Source organism: Tropicimonas omnivorans (assembly GCF_031846565.1).
GTDB classification, from domain to species: Bacteria; Pseudomonadota; Alphaproteobacteria; order Rhodobacterales; family Rhodobacteraceae; genus Tropicimonas_B; species Tropicimonas_B omnivorans.
In genome coordinates, this window is record NZ_JAVRHL010000002.1 from 699,987 (window position 1) to 715,147 (window position 15,161).

The 15,161-nt window shown below is 67.5% G+C and carries 16 protein-coding genes; 8 read left to right on the plus strand and 8 right to left on the minus strand.

The annotated features are described in order from the left end of the window. Positions 1-34 precede the first annotated feature (34 nt). The 4 genes from RM543_RS08685 (at position 35) to RM543_RS08700 (ending at position 4,693) form a co-directional block, all read left to right on the plus strand. Entirely contained in the window at positions 35-1,219 is a 1,185-nt protein-coding gene (locus RM543_RS08685) for an aspartate aminotransferase family protein (RefSeq protein WP_311690623.1), read from the plus strand. Then, entirely contained in the window at positions 1,216-2,145 is a 930-nt protein-coding gene (gene argF, locus RM543_RS08690; protein ID WP_311690625.1) for an ornithine carbamoyltransferase, read from the plus strand. Before RM543_RS08685 ends, argF begins: the two co-directional genes overlap by 4 nt. A gap of 170 nt (positions 2,146-2,315) precedes the next feature. Further along, entirely contained in the window at positions 2,316-3,722 is a 1,407-nt protein-coding gene (gene gndA, locus RM543_RS08695) for an NADP-dependent phosphogluconate dehydrogenase (protein WP_311690627.1), read from the plus strand. Continuing rightward, positions 3,710-4,693, plus strand: a complete 984-nt coding sequence (locus tag RM543_RS08700) for a M23 family metallopeptidase (protein WP_311690629.1) — start codon at positions 3,710-3,712, stop codon at positions 4,691-4,693. The genes gndA and RM543_RS08700 overlap by 13 nt, the downstream gene beginning before the upstream one ends. A gap of 2 nt (positions 4,694-4,695) precedes the next feature. Here the strand turns inward: RM543_RS08700 and RM543_RS08705 are convergent, their stop codons facing one another. From RM543_RS08705 to RM543_RS08740, 8 genes are all read right to left on the minus strand, one after another. Further along, positions 4,696-4,935 (minus strand): hypothetical protein, encoded by a 240-nt coding sequence (locus RM543_RS08705; protein WP_311690631.1) that lies wholly within the window; start codon positions 4,933-4,935, stop codon positions 4,696-4,698. A 178-nt stretch (positions 4,936-5,113) separates the two neighbouring features. Then, positions 5,114-5,608, minus strand: coding sequence for a YciE/YciF ferroxidase family protein (locus RM543_RS08710; RefSeq protein WP_311690633.1), 495 nt, complete (start codon positions 5,606-5,608; stop codon positions 5,114-5,116). Positions 5,609-5,749: 141 nt separating this feature from the next. Continuing rightward, a complete protein-coding gene (locus RM543_RS08715; protein ID WP_311690635.1) occupies positions 5,750-6,460 on the minus strand; it encodes a Crp/Fnr family transcriptional regulator in 711 nt (236 codons plus the stop codon). Between the two features lie 129 nt (positions 6,461-6,589). Next, positions 6,590-7,831, minus strand: a complete 1,242-nt coding sequence (locus tag RM543_RS08720) for a DUF3618 domain-containing protein (RefSeq protein WP_311690637.1) — start codon at positions 7,829-7,831, stop codon at positions 6,590-6,592. Continuing rightward, the gene (locus RM543_RS08725) at positions 7,824-8,270 is read right to left on the minus strand and encodes a phage holin family protein (RefSeq protein WP_311690639.1); all 447 of its coding nucleotides are present in this window, start codon (positions 8,268-8,270) and stop codon (positions 7,824-7,826) included. The genes RM543_RS08720 and RM543_RS08725 overlap by 8 nt, the downstream gene beginning before the upstream one ends. After that, positions 8,270-8,893, minus strand: coding sequence for a hypothetical protein (locus RM543_RS08730; protein WP_311690641.1), 624 nt, complete (start codon positions 8,891-8,893; stop codon positions 8,270-8,272). The genes RM543_RS08725 and RM543_RS08730 overlap by 1 nt, the downstream gene beginning before the upstream one ends. A 14-nt stretch (positions 8,894-8,907) precedes the next feature. Continuing rightward, entirely contained in the window at positions 8,908-9,039 is a 132-nt protein-coding gene (locus RM543_RS08735; protein WP_311690643.1) for a hypothetical protein, read from the minus strand. Then, complete coding sequence (locus RM543_RS08740; protein ID WP_311690645.1) at positions 9,036-9,461, minus strand: DUF4112 domain-containing protein; 426 nt, start codon at positions 9,459-9,461, stop codon at positions 9,036-9,038. The genes RM543_RS08735 and RM543_RS08740 overlap by 4 nt, the downstream gene beginning before the upstream one ends. A gap of 267 nt (positions 9,462-9,728) precedes the next feature. Between RM543_RS08740 and RM543_RS08745 the strand changes: the two genes are divergently transcribed. From RM543_RS08745 to aroA, 4 genes are all read left to right on the plus strand, one after another. Continuing rightward, positions 9,729-10,961, plus strand: a complete 1,233-nt coding sequence (locus RM543_RS08745) for a putative DNA modification/repair radical SAM protein (RefSeq protein WP_311690647.1) — start codon at positions 9,729-9,731, stop codon at positions 10,959-10,961. Continuing rightward, positions 10,961-12,406, plus strand: a complete 1,446-nt coding sequence (locus RM543_RS08750; RefSeq protein ID WP_311690649.1) for a UdgX family uracil-DNA binding protein — start codon at positions 10,961-10,963, stop codon at positions 12,404-12,406. The genes RM543_RS08745 and RM543_RS08750 overlap by 1 nt, the downstream gene beginning before the upstream one ends. A gap of 82 nt (positions 12,407-12,488) precedes the next feature. Continuing rightward, positions 12,489-13,586, plus strand: a complete 1,098-nt coding sequence (locus RM543_RS08755) for an amidohydrolase family protein (RefSeq protein WP_311690651.1) — start codon at positions 12,489-12,491, stop codon at positions 13,584-13,586. Positions 13,587-13,630: 44 nt separating this feature from the next. Continuing rightward, on the plus strand, positions 13,631-14,980 hold the full coding sequence (gene aroA, locus RM543_RS08760) for a 3-phosphoshikimate 1-carboxyvinyltransferase (RefSeq protein ID WP_311690654.1): 1,350 nt from the start codon (positions 13,631-13,633) through the stop codon (positions 14,978-14,980). The last annotated feature ends 181 nt before the right edge of the window (positions 14,981-15,161 follow it).

The window sequence follows — 15,161 nt, forward strand, 5'->3', positions numbered from 1 at the left end:
CTTCCCAGATCACATGTAGTTGAGGACCAGGATGATGATCCCCTCCCTTTTGCCGACCTACTCGCGCGCGCCCCTCCGGTTTGTCCGGGGCCACGGCTCCTGGCTGGAGACGGAGGATGGCCGCCGATTTGTCGATCTGGGGGCCGGGATCGCGGTGAACATCCTCGGTCATGCGGCGCCCGAACTCGTTTCGGCGCTGACCGATCAGGCCGGCAAGCTCTGGCATGTCTCCAACCTCTACGACATCCCGCTCCAGCAGAAGCTGGCGGACCGGCTGGTCGAGCTGACCTTTGCCGACACGGTCTTCCTGACCAACAGCGGCACCGAATCCTGCGAGCTCGCGGTGAAGATGGCGCGCAAGTACTGGCACGAGAAGGGCACGCCCGAACGCAACGTGATCCTGACCTTCGAGGGCGCCTTCCACGGCCGCTCCTCCGCCGGGATCGCAGCCTCTGGCGGAGAGAAGATGGTGGGCGGCTTCGCCCCGATCCTGGAGGGGTTCCGCAAGCTCGGGTTCGGCGACCTCGATGCGCTGGAGACGGAGATCCGCAAGGCGGACGTCGCCGCGCTCCTGATCGAGCCCGTCCAGGGCGAGGCCGGTATCCGCCCGGTGCCCGAGGAGGACCTGAAGCGGCTCCGGGCGCTCTGCGACGAGACCGGCGTCCTTCTGATCCTCGACGAGGTTCAAAGCGGCGTCGGCCGGACCGGACGGCTCTTCGCCCATGAACTGGCCGGGATCACGCCGGACATCATGATGGTCGCCAAGGGCATCGGCGGCGGCTTCCCCCTCGGCGGGGTCCTTGCGACGGCCGAGGCCGCGTCCGGGATGACGCTCGGCACACACGGGACGACCTATGGTGGCAACCCGCTCGCCTGCTCGGTCGCCCTCGCGGTCCTGGATAAGGTGGGGGAGCCTGCTTTCCTCGATGCCGTGGCGGCGAAGGGCGAGGCGCTGACGAAGCGGCTGGAAGCGCTTGTGGAGGCCCATCCCGGCGTCTTCACGGCGGTGCGGGGGCCGGGGCTGATGATCGGTCTGGTCTGCACCGTGCCCAACACCGAGGTTGTCGCGGCCTGCTACGACACCGGGGTCATCGTGATCCCGGCCGGTAACAACGTGGTGCGCCTCCTGCCGGCGCTGAACATCGGCGAGGACGATCTCGCCGAAGGGCTCGCGCGGATCGACGCAGCGGCCAAACGGATCGAGGAGAACGCGGCATGAGCCATTTTCTGGATATCGACACGACGGCGCCCGAGGATCTGCGGCGGATGATCGACGAGGGACGGCGGATCAAGGCGGACCGCGCCGGCAAGCCCAAGGGCACACCCGATGCCGAGCAGCCGTTTCAGGACCGTGTGGTGGCGCTCATCTTCGAGAAGCCCTCGACGCGGACGCGCGTCTCCTTCGACGTCGGCGTTCGGCAGATGGGCGGCGAGACGCTGGTGCTGTCCGGCGCGGAGATGCAGCTCGGTCATGGCGAGACCATCGCCGACACCGCCCGCGTCCTCTCCCGTTACGTCGACATGATCGCGATCCGCACCTTCGACGCGGCGACGTTGCAGGAACTGGCGGACAATGCCGACGTGCCCGTGATCAATGGTCTGACGAATGCCAGCCACCCGTGCCAGATCATGGCGGACATCATGACCTTCGAGGAGCACCGGGGGCCGATCGGCGGCAAGAAGGTCGTCTGGACGGGGGACGGCAACAACGTCTGCGCCTCGTTCATCCATGCCGCCGGGCAGTTCGGCTTCGATTTCGTCTTCACCGGGCCCGAAACGCTGGAACCGCCGGTCAAGGTGATGGAGGCCGCGCGGGCGAAGGGCGTTTCGGTGAGCGTGGAGCGCGACGCCGGCAAGGCGGTCGAGGGCGCGGATCTCGTCGTCACCGATACCTGGCTCTCGATGCATGACGCGCAATCGGCCCGGGAACGGCGCCACAATCAGCTCCGCCCCTACCAAGTCAACGACGCGCTCATGGAGGCTGCCGGGCCGGACGCCCTGTTCATGCATTGCCTGCCGGCGCATCGCGGCGAGGAGGTGACGAGCCAGGTCATGGACGGTCCGCGCTCGGTGATCTTCGACGAAGCGGAGAACCGCCTGCACGCCCAGAAGGCGGTCATGCGCTGGTGCCTCGGCGCGCTTTGATCTGAAGGGGAGCGCGGCCCGCCCCGAAAGGCCGCCAGTCTCTCCCGGAATGGATGGCCGTCCCTCGAAAGGCAGCCTGTAGCGGGCGCGTCCAATGGGCGCGCCCATTTGCATCAAGGCCTGCGGGCGATAGGTTCTGCTCCGAAACTGGACTATCTGGAGACGACGACATGGCCACCACGGCACGGATCGGACTGGCGGGGCTCGGCACGATGGGCAGCGCGCTTGCGCTCAACATCGCCGAGAAGGGGTTCCCCGTGGCGGTCTGGAACCGGAACACGGCCCATATTACCGAGGTGATTGAGGAGGCCGGGCCGCTTCGCGACGCCCTCGTTCCCTCCGAAACGCTGGAGGAGCTGGTGGCGGCCATCGCGCCGCCGCGGGCGATCATCATCATGGTCAAGGCCGGGGCGCCGGTCTTCGAGACCATCGAGAAGCTGGTGCCGCTCCTTGATGAGGGCGACACGCTGATCGATGCCGGCAACGCCGACTTCAACGATACCCGCGCCACCGAGAAACGGCTGCGCGAGAAGGGCATCCACTTCATCGGGATGGGCGTTTCTGGCGGCGAGGACGGCGCCCGGCACGGCCCGTCCATCATGGTGGGGGGCGATGCCTCCGCTTACGAGCCGATCCGCGATATCATCGAGGCCATTGCGGCGACCTACGAAGGCGACCCCTGCGCCGCGCGCCTCGGGCCGGACGGTGCCGGGCATTTCGTGAAGACGGTGCATAACGGCATCGAATACGCCGACATGGAACTGATCGCCGAGGCCTACGGGCTTATGCGCAAGGGCCAGGGCAAGTCCCCGGCGGAGATCGCCGAGGTCTTCGGCCGCTGGAACGGGGGCCGTCTGCAGTCCTATCTTTGCGAAATCACGGAGAAGGTCCTGTCGGCCACCGACCCCGAAACGGGCAAGCCTGCGGTCGACGTCATCGTGGACGAGGCGGGTCAGAAGGGGACCGGCCGCTGGACCTTGATCGAGGCGCTCAAGCTGGGGCAGTCCGCCTCAACAATCGAGGCGGCGGTGGCGGCACGCTCATGGTCTGCGATGAGCGGGCTCCGGGGAGAGGGCTCGAAGGTCTTCGGCGAGGCGGACGGCCCCGCGCCGACGCTCCCCGAGGACGATCTCGGCCGGGCGCTCCTGGCCGCGCGTATCCTCGCTTACGGTCAGGGGTTCCTGCTGCTGAAGGCCGCGTCCGACGAGTTCGGATGGGATATCGACCTCGCGCGTGTGGCTGAGATCTGGCGCGCCGGCTGCATCATCCGCTCTTCGCTCCTCGACGATATCGCGGCGGCGATCCGGGACGGCCTGCCGGAGGGCGCGCTGCATCTGGCTCCGGCGTTCCGCGAGCCGCTGGTGAACGGCGCGCCTGCGCTTCGGCAGGTGGTGACGCAAAGCGTCGCGGCCGGACTTCCGGCGACCGGTTTCGCTTCCGCGCTGTCCTACTTCGACAGCATGCGGCAGGCGCGCGGAACGGCTGATCTCATTCAGGGCTTGAGGGATTTCTTCGGGCGGCACGGCTTCGAACGCGTCGGCGCCGAGGGCGTCCATCACGGGCCATGGTGGGACTGAGCCGGCTCGGCGCCGCGGCGTCCCTTTGCCTCGCGGCGGCGCCCGCAATCGCCGAAGAGCAGGCGGGCGCGCGGTTTGCGGACGCGTTCCTCGCGGGGGACGTGGGAGTCCTCTGGGCGGCGATGACGGCCGAGATGAAGGATGCCGTCCATAGCCGGGAGGCCTTCGAAGAGATCCGCGCGGAAATTCTGGCGGAACTCGGCAGGGAGGTCGCCGTCCGCGCCGAGATCACGACCCATGAGGGCGGGTTCGAGATCTACCGAAGGATCGGACGCTGGAGCGGCACCGACCAGCCGGTCGAGATGCGCATCACCTTTGATGCGGCGGGCACCATCGCCGGCTTCTGGGTGCGTCCGCAGGCGGTCGCGGCAGAGAGCCGGTTCCTGGACTACCGGACGAAAGCGGATCTGCACCTGTCTGTGAGTGGGGAGTGGTACGTGGTCTGGGGCGGACGCAGCGTGGAGGAGAACTACCACGCCGTCGATCCCGCTCAACGCTTCGCGATGGACCTCCTCGTGCTGGAAGACGGCGAGAGTTTCGCGGGGGACCCCGACGACCTCGCATCCTATCATTGCTGGGGCCGGGAGATACACGCGCCGGCGGCGGGACGGATCGTTCGCGCGGTGGGTGATTTGCCCGATCAGCCGATCGGCGAGACGGATGCGACGCAACCGGCCGGCAATCATGTCGTGATCGACTTCGGGGCAGGGGAGTTCGGAATCCTCGCCCATCTTCAGGAGGGAAGCGTGGCCGTGGCGGAGGGGGAGGCGGTGGGCGCCGGGGATCTCCTCGGCCTCTGTGGCAACAGCGGAAACACCACCGAGCCGCACCTGCACTTCCATCTGCAGACCACCCCGATCCTCGGAGACGGGGAGGGCCTTCCGGCTCAGTTCCTGGGGTATGTCGCGGATGGACGCGACGTGGCGCACGGGGAGCCGGTGCGCGGGCAGAGCGTCTCCCCGGCCGAATAGGCTCAGACCGAAAGCGGACCGTTCCCGTTTGAGGGGGGTGCCGTCCGGTCGTCCGTGACCGGGTTCTCATCCGGCTCCGGATCGGCCGTGGGCTGAGGATCGGGGTCTGTCGCCGGGACAGGATCGCCGGGGCTGCCGAGGCCCGCGGTCGCGCCCTTCGCGCGATCCTCTTCCGTCTCTCCCCAGCGTTCGGCTGCGGCATCTATGGCGCGCCCGGCGCCGGCTTTTTTCTCGAGTTCCATGGCTCTCTCCTGCATGGTCACCTGAATGCAATCTTTGAGGGAGCACTCTGTTCCGGCGGCTCGACACGATGCGAACCGCCCGAAGTTTCGATGCACGCCTCGCATAAAAAAACGCCCCCGCGGGATCCCGCGGGGGCGCTTTTCGGTTCGGAAGGCCCGAACCGGAGCGACAGGTAGATCAGGCCGCGGCGGGGTTCACCTTGCCTTCGGCGATCTTCGTCATGTGATCGTCGCCATCATACGAAGCGTCGAGGCACTTATCGAGCTTGGAGACATCGTCGGACAGGTCCAGACGCTCGGCGAAGGCCTTGACGCAGCCATAGCCGGCGATCGCGTAGTGGGCCATGCGCTGGTACTGCGTGATGATCATCGCATCCTGCGTGTCCTCATCGCCGAACTCCTCGTCGAGCGCATGCGCCTTCGCTTCGGCAGCGAGGCCCTCCATGCCCTTGCAATGCTCGCCGGTCGGATCGACGCCGTGGGCCTTGCAGAGGTCGGACATGGTGCTCATGCCGTTCTCGATACCGTCCACGCCGGCCTGAAGGGCCTTCTTGAGCTCATCGTTCTTGGCGGCGTTCACGAGCTTGGAAGTCACGTCGCGCGATTGCTTGCAGGCACTGTAGAGGTCCTGAAGCTGATCGATGTAGATGTCCTTGAGGCTGTTCATGGCCATGGGTCTTACCCTCCTTGCGGGTCACGTTATTTGCTACGTGTTGAACGTCCGCCGCCAAGTGAGGTTCCGGGATAAACAGAAAGACCGGGCGCGGCGATCAGGCCGCAAACCCGGTCAGGATGCATCGATGCCCCCGCGGGATCAGCGTGCCGGTCGCTCCTCGGGCGCGGGCGGGAACCAGCTTGTATCGAGGACAGCGTATCGGTCGCGGAAGGCGATCTGCCGCTCCATCTCCTCGCGGTCGAGCAGACGGTAGTAGGGCCGTTCCACCTGGATTCGGCCCCTGCGAATGAAGTCCTGCATCATGCGGTTCACGTAGACCGGCGTCGTCCCGATGGCCTGTCCGATTTCCGCCTGGCTCATCGGGATCCGGAAACGGTTTCCCGTGCCGACATTGGCGACGGCGAGACGGGCGCGCAGGTCGAGGAAGAAATGGATGAGGCGGTCCTCACCGGGATAGATCGCCATCGCAGTCTGCTTGTCCCGCAGGGCGGTCTGATCGACGCCGCTTACGCTCATCAGCAGGGACGCGAGGCGCGGCAGTCGACCAAAGAGCTTGCTGACGGCGTCGCGGGGAAAGGGACAGACCGTGCCATCGGTCTGCATCACGGTCTCATGGCCAGAGTTGTCGGCGCCGAGTTCCGCAAGTCCGACGATCTCGCCGGGCAGGAAAATGCGACTGATCGAGGACTTGCCCTTGAAGTCCGTCCGGGCCACGAGCCAACCTTCCTTGACGATGAAGATCGGCGCGTCAAGCGCTTCGCTGTCGATGATGACGTCGCCGGCCGCGTGCTGCTGCTCCGTCTCCTCAAGGGTTGCGATGAAGTCCTTCTCTTCCTCGGACAAGATCATGTACCGGGTGAGACGCGCAACGAGGCAACTTTCCACGCTGTAGGGTCCTTTCTGTAAATCCGCCGGCGACATCGTACGTCACCGGCGGATTTATCGAGAGTATCATGGGCTGATTGTCAACGGGAACGATCAGTCCTTGTCATGGGCCTTCTGGGCGGCATTGCCGATGCGCGCTGCGGTTTCCTTGGCCTTGGCCTCGGCCTCGTCGACGGCCGCGCGGCCGTCGGGCATGTCGGGCGCCGCTTCGCGGGCCTGCGCCATGGTTTCGCGGGCCACGGTCTCGGCTTCACCCGCCGCGGCTTTCGCAGCGCGCTCGAGGCGCTCCCGCTCGTCACGATAGATCGCTTCCGCTTCATCCATCATGTGATCGGAGTAGTCGCCGAAGGTGTCGTCCTCGAACCGGGTGCGGGGCAGCGCCGCGCCAACGGCGGCACCGAGCGCCAAGAACGCCGCACCGACCACGAGGGGCTGGTCGTGGTAGAAGGCGCGCGCCCGTGCGCTGCCCTCGCTGTAATACTGCTCGGCGCTGATGCGTGCCTCGATGGCGCGTTCGCGTGCCGCGATCACCCGGCGGCGGGCCTCATCGGACATGTGCTCGGTTCCTTCCGAAATGCGCTCACGGAGATCGTGCACCGCGGAGGAGACGCGACCTGCGCCCTCGCTGGCGCTCGACTGAGCGGAGTAATAGCCTGATTTCGCATCAGCTTTGGCGTGATGAAGGCGAGCCTTGGTCGCGTACTTCGCTTCGCTGGCCTTGCCGCTCACCTTGCCGCGCGCATCGTAATAGGCGCCGGTCGCCTTGTGCCGCGCATGGCTGAGGCTGCCGCGAGCCTTCGACTTGGCGCGGGACAGGCGGGAGGTGGACTTGCTCCAGCTGCTCGATCCGCTAGTCGCCGAAGAGCCGGGGATCGTGCCCGTGCCGGTGTAGGACCGGCGGCCGGCGTCGGCGCCCTCGAGCTCGGCTTCGGCGGCCGCGACGCGGGCATCGAAGTCGGAGGAATAGGGATCACGACGAAGGCCCGGAGATGTCGGACGGTAGGCCGGATCGTAGGCCACCGGAGCCGGGGCGGGCGCGGGATGACGACGCCTGGCCGGCGACGAAGAGGACGACGACGAGGAAGAGGGACCGAAGACCAGCCAGGCGATGCCGGCACCCGTCAGGGCCAGAGCCACGGGATTGGCCTTGACGCTATTGCCGAGCGAGCGGCCGATCTCGCCGCCGTTCTTCCGGACGCTGTCCGACGCGGTATGCAGGAAGCTGTCGAAAGAGAGGCTGTCCTGAAGCGACTCGAGGGTCTTGGTAAGGGCCGAACGCTCGTCTTCGATATCGCGCTCGATCTCGCTGGGTGACCGGTTCTGACCGTCAGCCATGGTTGTTCTCCTTGTAGGTATCACGCACCGCTTCCGCGTCGCGCTTGATATTCTTGCTGGTCCGGGTCGGCGCGAGGCTCGTGCCCTTCAGATCGTGGGAACCCTTGGCGACAAGGGCGAAGGCGATGACCGCGAGGGCCACGCCGACGATCAGGGACGCCCAGCCCGGCTCGAGACCGGTTTCGGCGAGCGCCGCGACAAGCGCGGCGGCGAGCACGTTCAGCGCCACTAGGGCGATGATGCCCGCGGCGGCGAGAAGGCCGATGGCGATCGCGGCGCGCTTCACGTTCTCGCTGATTTCCGCGCGCGCGAGATCCATCTCGTTCCGCAGAAGGTTGCTGACATGGTTCATCGCGTCGGACAGGAGGCCGATCGGCCCCCTGCCTTTTTCCGCGACCGGCTCATGGGGAGGCGCCGTGGGGTCGGGACGCGTTGACATTATTTCGGGCCTCCGGCCGGTTTGTAGCTCGCCGGATCGCCGACGCCGCCAACGGCGGGGGACGCCGAGGTCGGGGGCGTCGCGGGCCTGGCGCCGAGCGGATCGGGCTGAACCTCGGGAGAGACGTCGACCGACGGGCCGTCGGGGCTGTAGCCTGCCGGGGGCTCTCCGACAGCGCCGAAATCGTCTTCGTGGGTCGCCTTGGCAAAGCGGCTGGCGGCGAAGCCGACCAGTGCGGCGCCGCCCAGGAAGGCGAGGGGGTTACGGCGGGCAAAGTTGCTCAGATCCTCGACGACATCGGAGATCTCCGTGTCGCGAAGGTTGTCCGCCGCACTGTTGAGCGTCTTGGCGAACTGGCCCACGAAGCGCTCTTGGTAGGAGCCTTCGCTCATGTCGTCCGCGGCGTCGCGCAGGTTGCCGGCCAACTTTTCGGTCTCACCGGCGGCGTAGTCGCGGGCGCCGTAGACGCGATCCTCGACTTCGGCGCGGCCCTGATCGGCCCAGCCCTTGGCGCGGCCTTTCAGGCCTTCGGCATTGGCTTCGGCGCGCTCCTGAGCGTGATCGGCCGCTTTTTCGGCCTCGTGCTGGGCGTCCTTCGCCGTTTGTTTCAGATTGTCGGACATTTGGAAGCTCCTGTTCAGGCGATGAATTGCAGGACCGCGAGGATCACCACGATGAGGCCGATGAGATAGAAGAGGCTGTGCATGCGTGGTGGTCTCCTTGCCGTGCTGCGTCGGATCGGGCCCCGCCGGGTGTCCGGGATGCTCAATAGCGACCCGGCCGATCCTCTCGATTAGTTGAAGCGCCAACTCCGGCACCCGCGCCGGGGTTCCTCGAAGGCGACGCGAGATTCTCTTTCAAAAGCGCGATATTCCGCTTGTTGGCCTTGAAGGCGATGTCGAAGAAATCACCGACGAACGGAACGAGACCGACGGCGTAATCGACGCCTGCATTCAGGCCCATCCGGGCGAGGGTCCAGCGGTCGGCCCCGAGGCGGTACCCCTCGAGGGCGATGTACGCGGCAGGGGCGAGGGCGAGGGTGTCGCCGATCCCCGGAACGAGGCCCAATATCCCGTCCCAACCGATCCTCCACGGAGTGAAGGGAATGCCGTAGCGGGCATCCATCATGCCGGCCAGACGGTCGAGGCGGGCGAGCCGAGCTTCGAAATCGGCGGGACGGGCAGGACTCATCGGCGGTGGCTTGTCCGGTCCCGCTCGATACGGATCGGCATCGGCGCAGGTGCAGGAGCGAGCAATTCGGCAAGCGCGGCCGCAGCGGTTCCTGCAAGATGACGCGCGGTTTTCAGAAATGACATGGGAATCCCCCCGGGTTGGCAGTGAGGGGAGAACCACATTTCCGTGTGCCGGTTCCGTCCGAGGCCGGGGACCGTCATTAAATTGAACTGGTTTAGCGGTTACGGCTGGCCGCACGCGCGGCAGAACATTATATGAACGTTCATGTCCAAGAAAACTCTCATGGACCGGCTGGCGATCCTGTCAGATGCGGCGAAGTACGACGCCTCCTGCGCGTCCTCCGGCACGTCGAAGCGGGACAGCCGGGATGGCAAGGGCCTCGGCTCGACCGAAGGGTCCGGCATCTGCCATGCCTATGCCCCGGACGGGCGCTGCATCAGCCTGCTGAAGATCCTGATGACGAACTTCTGCATCTACGACTGCTCCTATTGCGTGAACCGCGTGTCCTCGAACGTGGAGCGGGCGCGGTTCTCGGTGGAGGAGGTCGTCTGGCTCACGACGGAGTTCTATCGCCGCAACTACATCGAGGGGCTCTTCCTGTCCTCGGGGATCATCCGGTCCCCCGACCAGACCATGTCCGACATGGTGCGCATCGCGAAGGTCCTGCGACAGGACCACCAGTTCCGGGGTTACATCCACCTCAAGACCATCCCCGACGCCGCGCCGGAGCTGATCGAGGAGGCGGGCCTCTACGCCGATCGCCTGTCGATCAACGTCGAGTTGCCGACCGATGGCGGCGTGAAGCGGTTCGCCCCCGAGAAGCGTCCGTCGCAGATCCGCGGCGCGATGGGACAGGTCCGCGCGACGTCCGAGGGATACAAGGAGAAGAGCTGGAAGGGCCGCAAGAAGGGCCGCTTCGCCCCTGCCGGTCAGTCCACGCAGATGATCGTGGGCGCGGACGGCGCGAACGATGCGACGATCCTTGGCACATCTTCCACGCTCTACAGCGATTACCGCCTCCGCCGGGTCTACTACTCCGCCTTCTCCCCGATCCCGGACAGTACCGCCGCGCTGCCGCTCATTCGCCCGCCGCTCCAGCGGGAGCACCGGCTCTACCAGGCGGATTGGCTGATGCGCTTCTACGGCTTCGACGCGAAGGAACTGGCGGCGAACGAGACCGGCATGCTGGATCTCGGCGTCGATCCGAAGCTCGACTGGGCCCTGCGCCATCGCGGAGATTTTCCGGTGGAGGTCAATCGCGCCGGACGGGACATGCTCCTGCGCGTGCCGGGCTTCGGGACGAAGACGGTGGACCGGGTGCTGAGGCTGAGACGCGACAGGACCATCCGCTATGACGATCTGATCCGCCTCGGCGCGTCCTTGAAGAAGGCGGCGCCCTTCATCTCCCTGCCGGACTGGACGCCCCGCGCGCTGATCGACGGCGCCGGCCTCCGGGCCCGCTTCGCCCCGCCGGCGGAGCAGCTGTCCCTCTTCTGATGCGCGTCGTCGTCCTTCCGCGGATCGGCACGTCGGAGGCGTGGCGCGCCGAGGCGCGAGCCCTGGCAGGGGAGGGCGTGCGGCCCGAAGACGTTTCATGGTCGCGGGGGGAGGCGTCGCCCGGCCTGCTCGATGGGATGTCCGCGCCGTCCGGGACGCCCCGCACGCTCACCGTGCCCCGCGCCTTCCCGAACTTTGCCGACGCGGTGATCTGCCATTCGGATCCCGAGCGCTTCGCTCTTCTCTACGCGTTGCTTCTGCGACTGCAGGACAGACCTGGCCTGCTGGCGGACAGGGCCGATCCGCAGGTGGGGCGGTTGCGCAAGCTGGAGAAGGCCGTTCACCGCGACATGCACAAGATGAAGGCATTCGTCCGGTTCAGGGAGGTCGGCGCGCCCGATCCCGAAACCGGCCGACGCTCCTTCGTCTCCTGGTTCGAGCCCGATCACTACATCGCCGAGGCGATGGCCGGTTTCTTCACCAGGCGCTTTGCCAGCATGTCATGGATCATCGCCACGCCGGACATGGGGATCGCCTGGGACGGGACGCGGAGCGAGCTTATCCCCGATCCGCCGCGCCCGCCCGACGGGGAGGATGCCGCCGAGGATCTCTGGCGCACCTATTACGCCAACATCTTCAATCCCGCGCGCCTGATGGTGAAGGCGATGCAGTCGGAGATGCCGAAGAAGTACTGGCGGAACCTTCCCGAGGCGCGGCTCATTCCGGATCTGATCGCCTCGGCCCCGGCGCGCGTGGACGCGATGCGCGCCGCAGAGGCCTCCGAGCCCACACCAACCGCCGTCGCCGTCGCGCGCCGCCGGGAGACCGACATGGACCTGTTTCTGCCCCGAAATATTCCCGGCCTTGCGAAGGAAGCCGCCGGCTGCACCCGCTGCCCGCTCCACGGCCCGGCGACGCAGACCGTCTTCGGCGAGGGGCCCGAGGATGCGCCCCTGATGTTCGTCGGGGAGCAGCCGGGGGACAACGAGGATCTGGAGGGCCGCCCGTTCGTCGGTCCCGCCGGCCAGCTTTTCGATGCCTGCGCTAGGAAGGCCGGGATCGACCGGGATGCGGCTTATGTCACCAATGCCGTGAAGCACTTCAAGTTCACGCCGCGCGGCAAGTCCCGCATCCACCAGCGGCCGTCGGCGGGCGAGGTGTCCGCGTGCCGCTGGTGGCTCGAGAGCGAGGCGGAGGTCATCCGGCCGGCCCTCTTCGTGGCCCTCGGCGCCACGGCCCTCCATGCCCTGACGGGGGACGGCAAGGGGATCCTCAAGCGGCGGGGCAGCTTCGAGCGCGGACGCTTCGGCGCGCCGGTCTTCGTCACCGTCCACCCCTCCTACCTGCTGCGCCTTCCGGATGCATCAAAGCGGGCGGAGGAGGAGGCGCGCTTCGTCGAGGACCTGGCCGCGGTGCAGGAGGAGCTCGGGCGCCTCGTCGCCTGAGGACCGCTTGCGCAAGCCGGCCTGACGGCGCGCGACGGTCGTGCTAGGATTCCCCTGGGTCATCCTGCGGGAGAGGGATCGCATGGCGCGGCGTATCACCAATTGCCACATTCACACCTTCACCGAAGCGCATGTCCCGAAGGTCTACCCGCACCCGGCGATCGCATGGATCAGGGCGGTGCCATGGCTGCCGGGCGTCATCGCCAAGGCGCTCGGGATCGCGGGACAGGAGAAACTGTCCGAGAAGGTCGGGCGGCTGGCGGAGTTCCAGAAGACCGGGCGCCTTGGGTCCCAGGCCGCCGTCTTCCGCTCGATCCTTCCCTTCTATCCCGGCAGCGCGCGCTTCGTCGTCCTGCCGATGGACATGGCCGGGATCGGGTTCGGCCCCGTGGCCGAGGATCTGCGCTCCCAGCACGACGCGCTCGCCCGTCTGGCGCGGGAGGAGAAGCCCGGCCGCGTCCTGCCGTTCGCGACCTGCGATCCGCGCCGGGAGGAGAGCGTGGCAGAGGCGGAGCGGGCGATCGGGGAGCTCGGGTTCCGGGGGCTCAAGATCTATCCCCGCCTCGGCTTTCCGCCCGATCATCCGGCCCTGATGCAACGGCTCTACCCCATGCTCGCGGAGCGCGGTCTTCCGGTCATGTCCCATTGCTCCCGCGGGGGCGTCAGGGGGCGGGACGTCAGCTCCGAGGCGGCGGACGCCTTCACCGATCCCCGCGCCGTCCTTCCGGCGCTCGATGCGCATGAGGGCCTCAGGATCTGTCTTGCGCATTTCGGCGGCTCGGCGGACTGGCGGGCCTACGTGGACGAGGGGATCGACCCGGACGATCCCGGCGCACGGGCCCGCAACTGGGTCGCCTCCCTCGTCGATCTGCTCGGCAGCGGGGATCATCCCGGCCTCTGGACGGACATTTCCTACACGCTCTTCCGCGTCGCCGACTACGTGCCTTTCCTCAAGGTCTTCCTGAAGGACGAACGCGTCCTGTCGCGCACGCTCTTCGGGTCGGACTACTACATGACCCGGCAGGAGGAGCTGTCCGAGCGCGCGGTCTGCTTCCGGCTCAGGGAGGCGCTGGGGGAGCGGCTGTTCTGGCGCATCGCGGATCAGAACCCGGGCATCTGGCTCGGGGAGGAGGGCGGGACGGAGCCGCCGCCGCTGGACCCGGCCCCCGCGACAGGCTAACCCCGCAGGGCACTGCACGATCTCAAGCCGAAGGAGCGCCCCATATGTCCCATGGAGGTCCCGCAAGACCGCTCGCCGCGCGGAAATCCGGCCCGCTGACAGGGGTTGCGGACGTTCCGGGCGACAAGTCCGTCAGCCACCGCGCCCTGATCCTCGGCGCGCTTGCGGTGGGGGAGACGAAGATCACCGGGCTTCTCGAGGGGCAGGACGTGATCGACACGGGCCGTGCGATGACCGCCTTCGGGGCAGAGGTGGTGCGCCACGGCGAGGGCGCCTGGTCCGTCCACGGTGTCGGCACCGGGGGCTTCGCGGAGCCGGCCGACGTGATCGATTGCGGCAACTCGGGCACGGGCGTGCGTCTCGTCATGGGCGCCATGGCGACGACACCGATCACCGCGACATTCACCGGGGACGCCTCACTCCGGGCTCGCCCCATGGCGCGGATCACCGAGCCGCTGTCGATGTTCGGCGCCCGTGCGGTCGGTCGCTCCGGCGGGCGGCTTCCGATGACGATCGTCGGCGCGGCGGACCCGATCCCGGCCGACTACGCGACGCCGGTGCCGTCGGCTCAGATCAAGTCCGCGATCCTTCTTGCCGGTCTCAACGCGCCGGGTCAGACCGTCGTGACGGAGGCCGAGACGTCGCGGGACCATACCGAACGGATGCTCGCCGGCTTCGGCGCGTCGGTCGAGGTGGAAGAGATCGGGGCAGGGCGCCGGGTGATCCTGACCGGCCAGCCCGAACTCCGCCCCCAGACCATCGCCGTGCCGCGCGATCCGTCATCCGCCGCCTTTCCGGTCTGCGCCGCGCTGATCGTTCCGGGCTCGAACGTCTCTGTCCCCGGCATCGGCCTCAACCCCACGCGCGCCGGCCTGTTCGAGACGCTCCGGGACATGGGCGCTGACCTCACCTACGAGAACGCGCGCGAGGAGGGCGGCGAGCCGGTGGCGGACCTGCGCGCCCGCTTCTCCCCGGACATGAAGGGCATCGACGTTCCCCCGGCGCGCGCGGCCTCGATGATCGACGAGTACCCGATCCTCTCCGTCGTCGCCGCCTTTGCGGAAGGACGCACAGAGATGCGCGGCGTCAAGGAGCTGCGCGTGAAGGAATGCGACCGGATCGACGCGATGGCCACCGGCCTGCGCGATGCGGGCGTGACCGTGGAAGAGGGCGAGGACTGGTTCGCCGTCGACGGCCGCGGGCCGGAGGGCGTTCCGGGCGGGGCGAAGGTGACCGCGCGGCTCGACCACCGCATCGCCATGTCCTTCCTGATCCTCGGTATGGCCGCAAAGGAGGCGGTGACCGTGGACGATGCAGGCCCGATCTCCACCTCCTTCCCGATCTTCGAGGCGTTGATGTCCCGCCTCGGCGCGAGCTTCGAAGACGCGGCCTGACCGTCACCCCGGAACCGCGCGAGCCCTTGAGGACGAACGACATGACCTCACCGGGTCTGCCATCGCGCGAGGCCACGGGCGATCGGGTCTGGCCTGGCACCGCCGGGCGAGGGTCGTTTTCAGCGAACCGGCGGTTTGCCCCTGTGGCGGCTTGAAACCATTTTCCTCCGAGCAGAAGAGT

Excerpts from the sequence above, each read along its gene's own strand:
- RM543_RS08685 (WP_311690623.1), top strand. The coding sequence starts at position 35 with ATGATCCCCTCCCTTTTGCCGACCTACTCGCGCGCGCCCCTCCGGTTT.
- argF (WP_311690625.1), top strand. The coding sequence starts at position 1,216 with ATGAGCCATTTTCTGGATATCGACACGACGGCGCCCGAGGATCTGCGG.
- gndA (WP_311690627.1), top strand. The coding sequence starts at position 2,316 with ATGGCCACCACGGCACGGATCGGACTGGCGGGGCTCGGCACGATGGGC.
- RM543_RS08700 (WP_311690629.1), top strand. The coding sequence starts at position 3,710 with ATGGTGGGACTGAGCCGGCTCGGCGCCGCGGCGTCCCTTTGCCTCGCG.
- RM543_RS08705 (WP_311690631.1), bottom strand. The coding sequence starts at position 4,935 with ATGGAACTCGAGAAAAAAGCCGGCGCCGGGCGCGCCATAGATGCCGCA.
- RM543_RS08710 (WP_311690633.1), bottom strand. The coding sequence starts at position 5,608 with ATGGCCATGAACAGCCTCAAGGACATCTACATCGATCAGCTTCAGGAC.
- RM543_RS08715 (WP_311690635.1), bottom strand. The coding sequence starts at position 6,460 with ATGATCTTGTCCGAGGAAGAGAAGGACTTCATCGCAACCCTTGAGGAG.
- RM543_RS08720 (WP_311690637.1), bottom strand. The coding sequence starts at position 7,831 with ATGGCTGACGGTCAGAACCGGTCACCCAGCGAGATCGAGCGCGATATC.
- RM543_RS08725 (WP_311690639.1), bottom strand. The coding sequence starts at position 8,270 with ATGTCAACGCGTCCCGACCCCACGGCGCCTCCCCATGAGCCGGTCGCG.
- RM543_RS08730 (WP_311690641.1), bottom strand. The coding sequence starts at position 8,893 with ATGTCCGACAATCTGAAACAAACGGCGAAGGACGCCCAGCACGAGGCC.
- RM543_RS08740 (WP_311690645.1), bottom strand. The coding sequence starts at position 9,461 with ATGAGTCCTGCCCGTCCCGCCGATTTCGAAGCTCGGCTCGCCCGCCTC.
- RM543_RS08745 (WP_311690647.1), top strand. The coding sequence starts at position 9,729 with ATGTCCAAGAAAACTCTCATGGACCGGCTGGCGATCCTGTCAGATGCG.
- RM543_RS08750 (WP_311690649.1), top strand. The coding sequence starts at position 10,961 with ATGCGCGTCGTCGTCCTTCCGCGGATCGGCACGTCGGAGGCGTGGCGC.
- RM543_RS08755 (WP_311690651.1), top strand. The coding sequence starts at position 12,489 with ATGGCGCGGCGTATCACCAATTGCCACATTCACACCTTCACCGAAGCG.
- aroA (WP_311690654.1), top strand. The coding sequence starts at position 13,631 with ATGTCCCATGGAGGTCCCGCAAGACCGCTCGCCGCGCGGAAATCCGGC.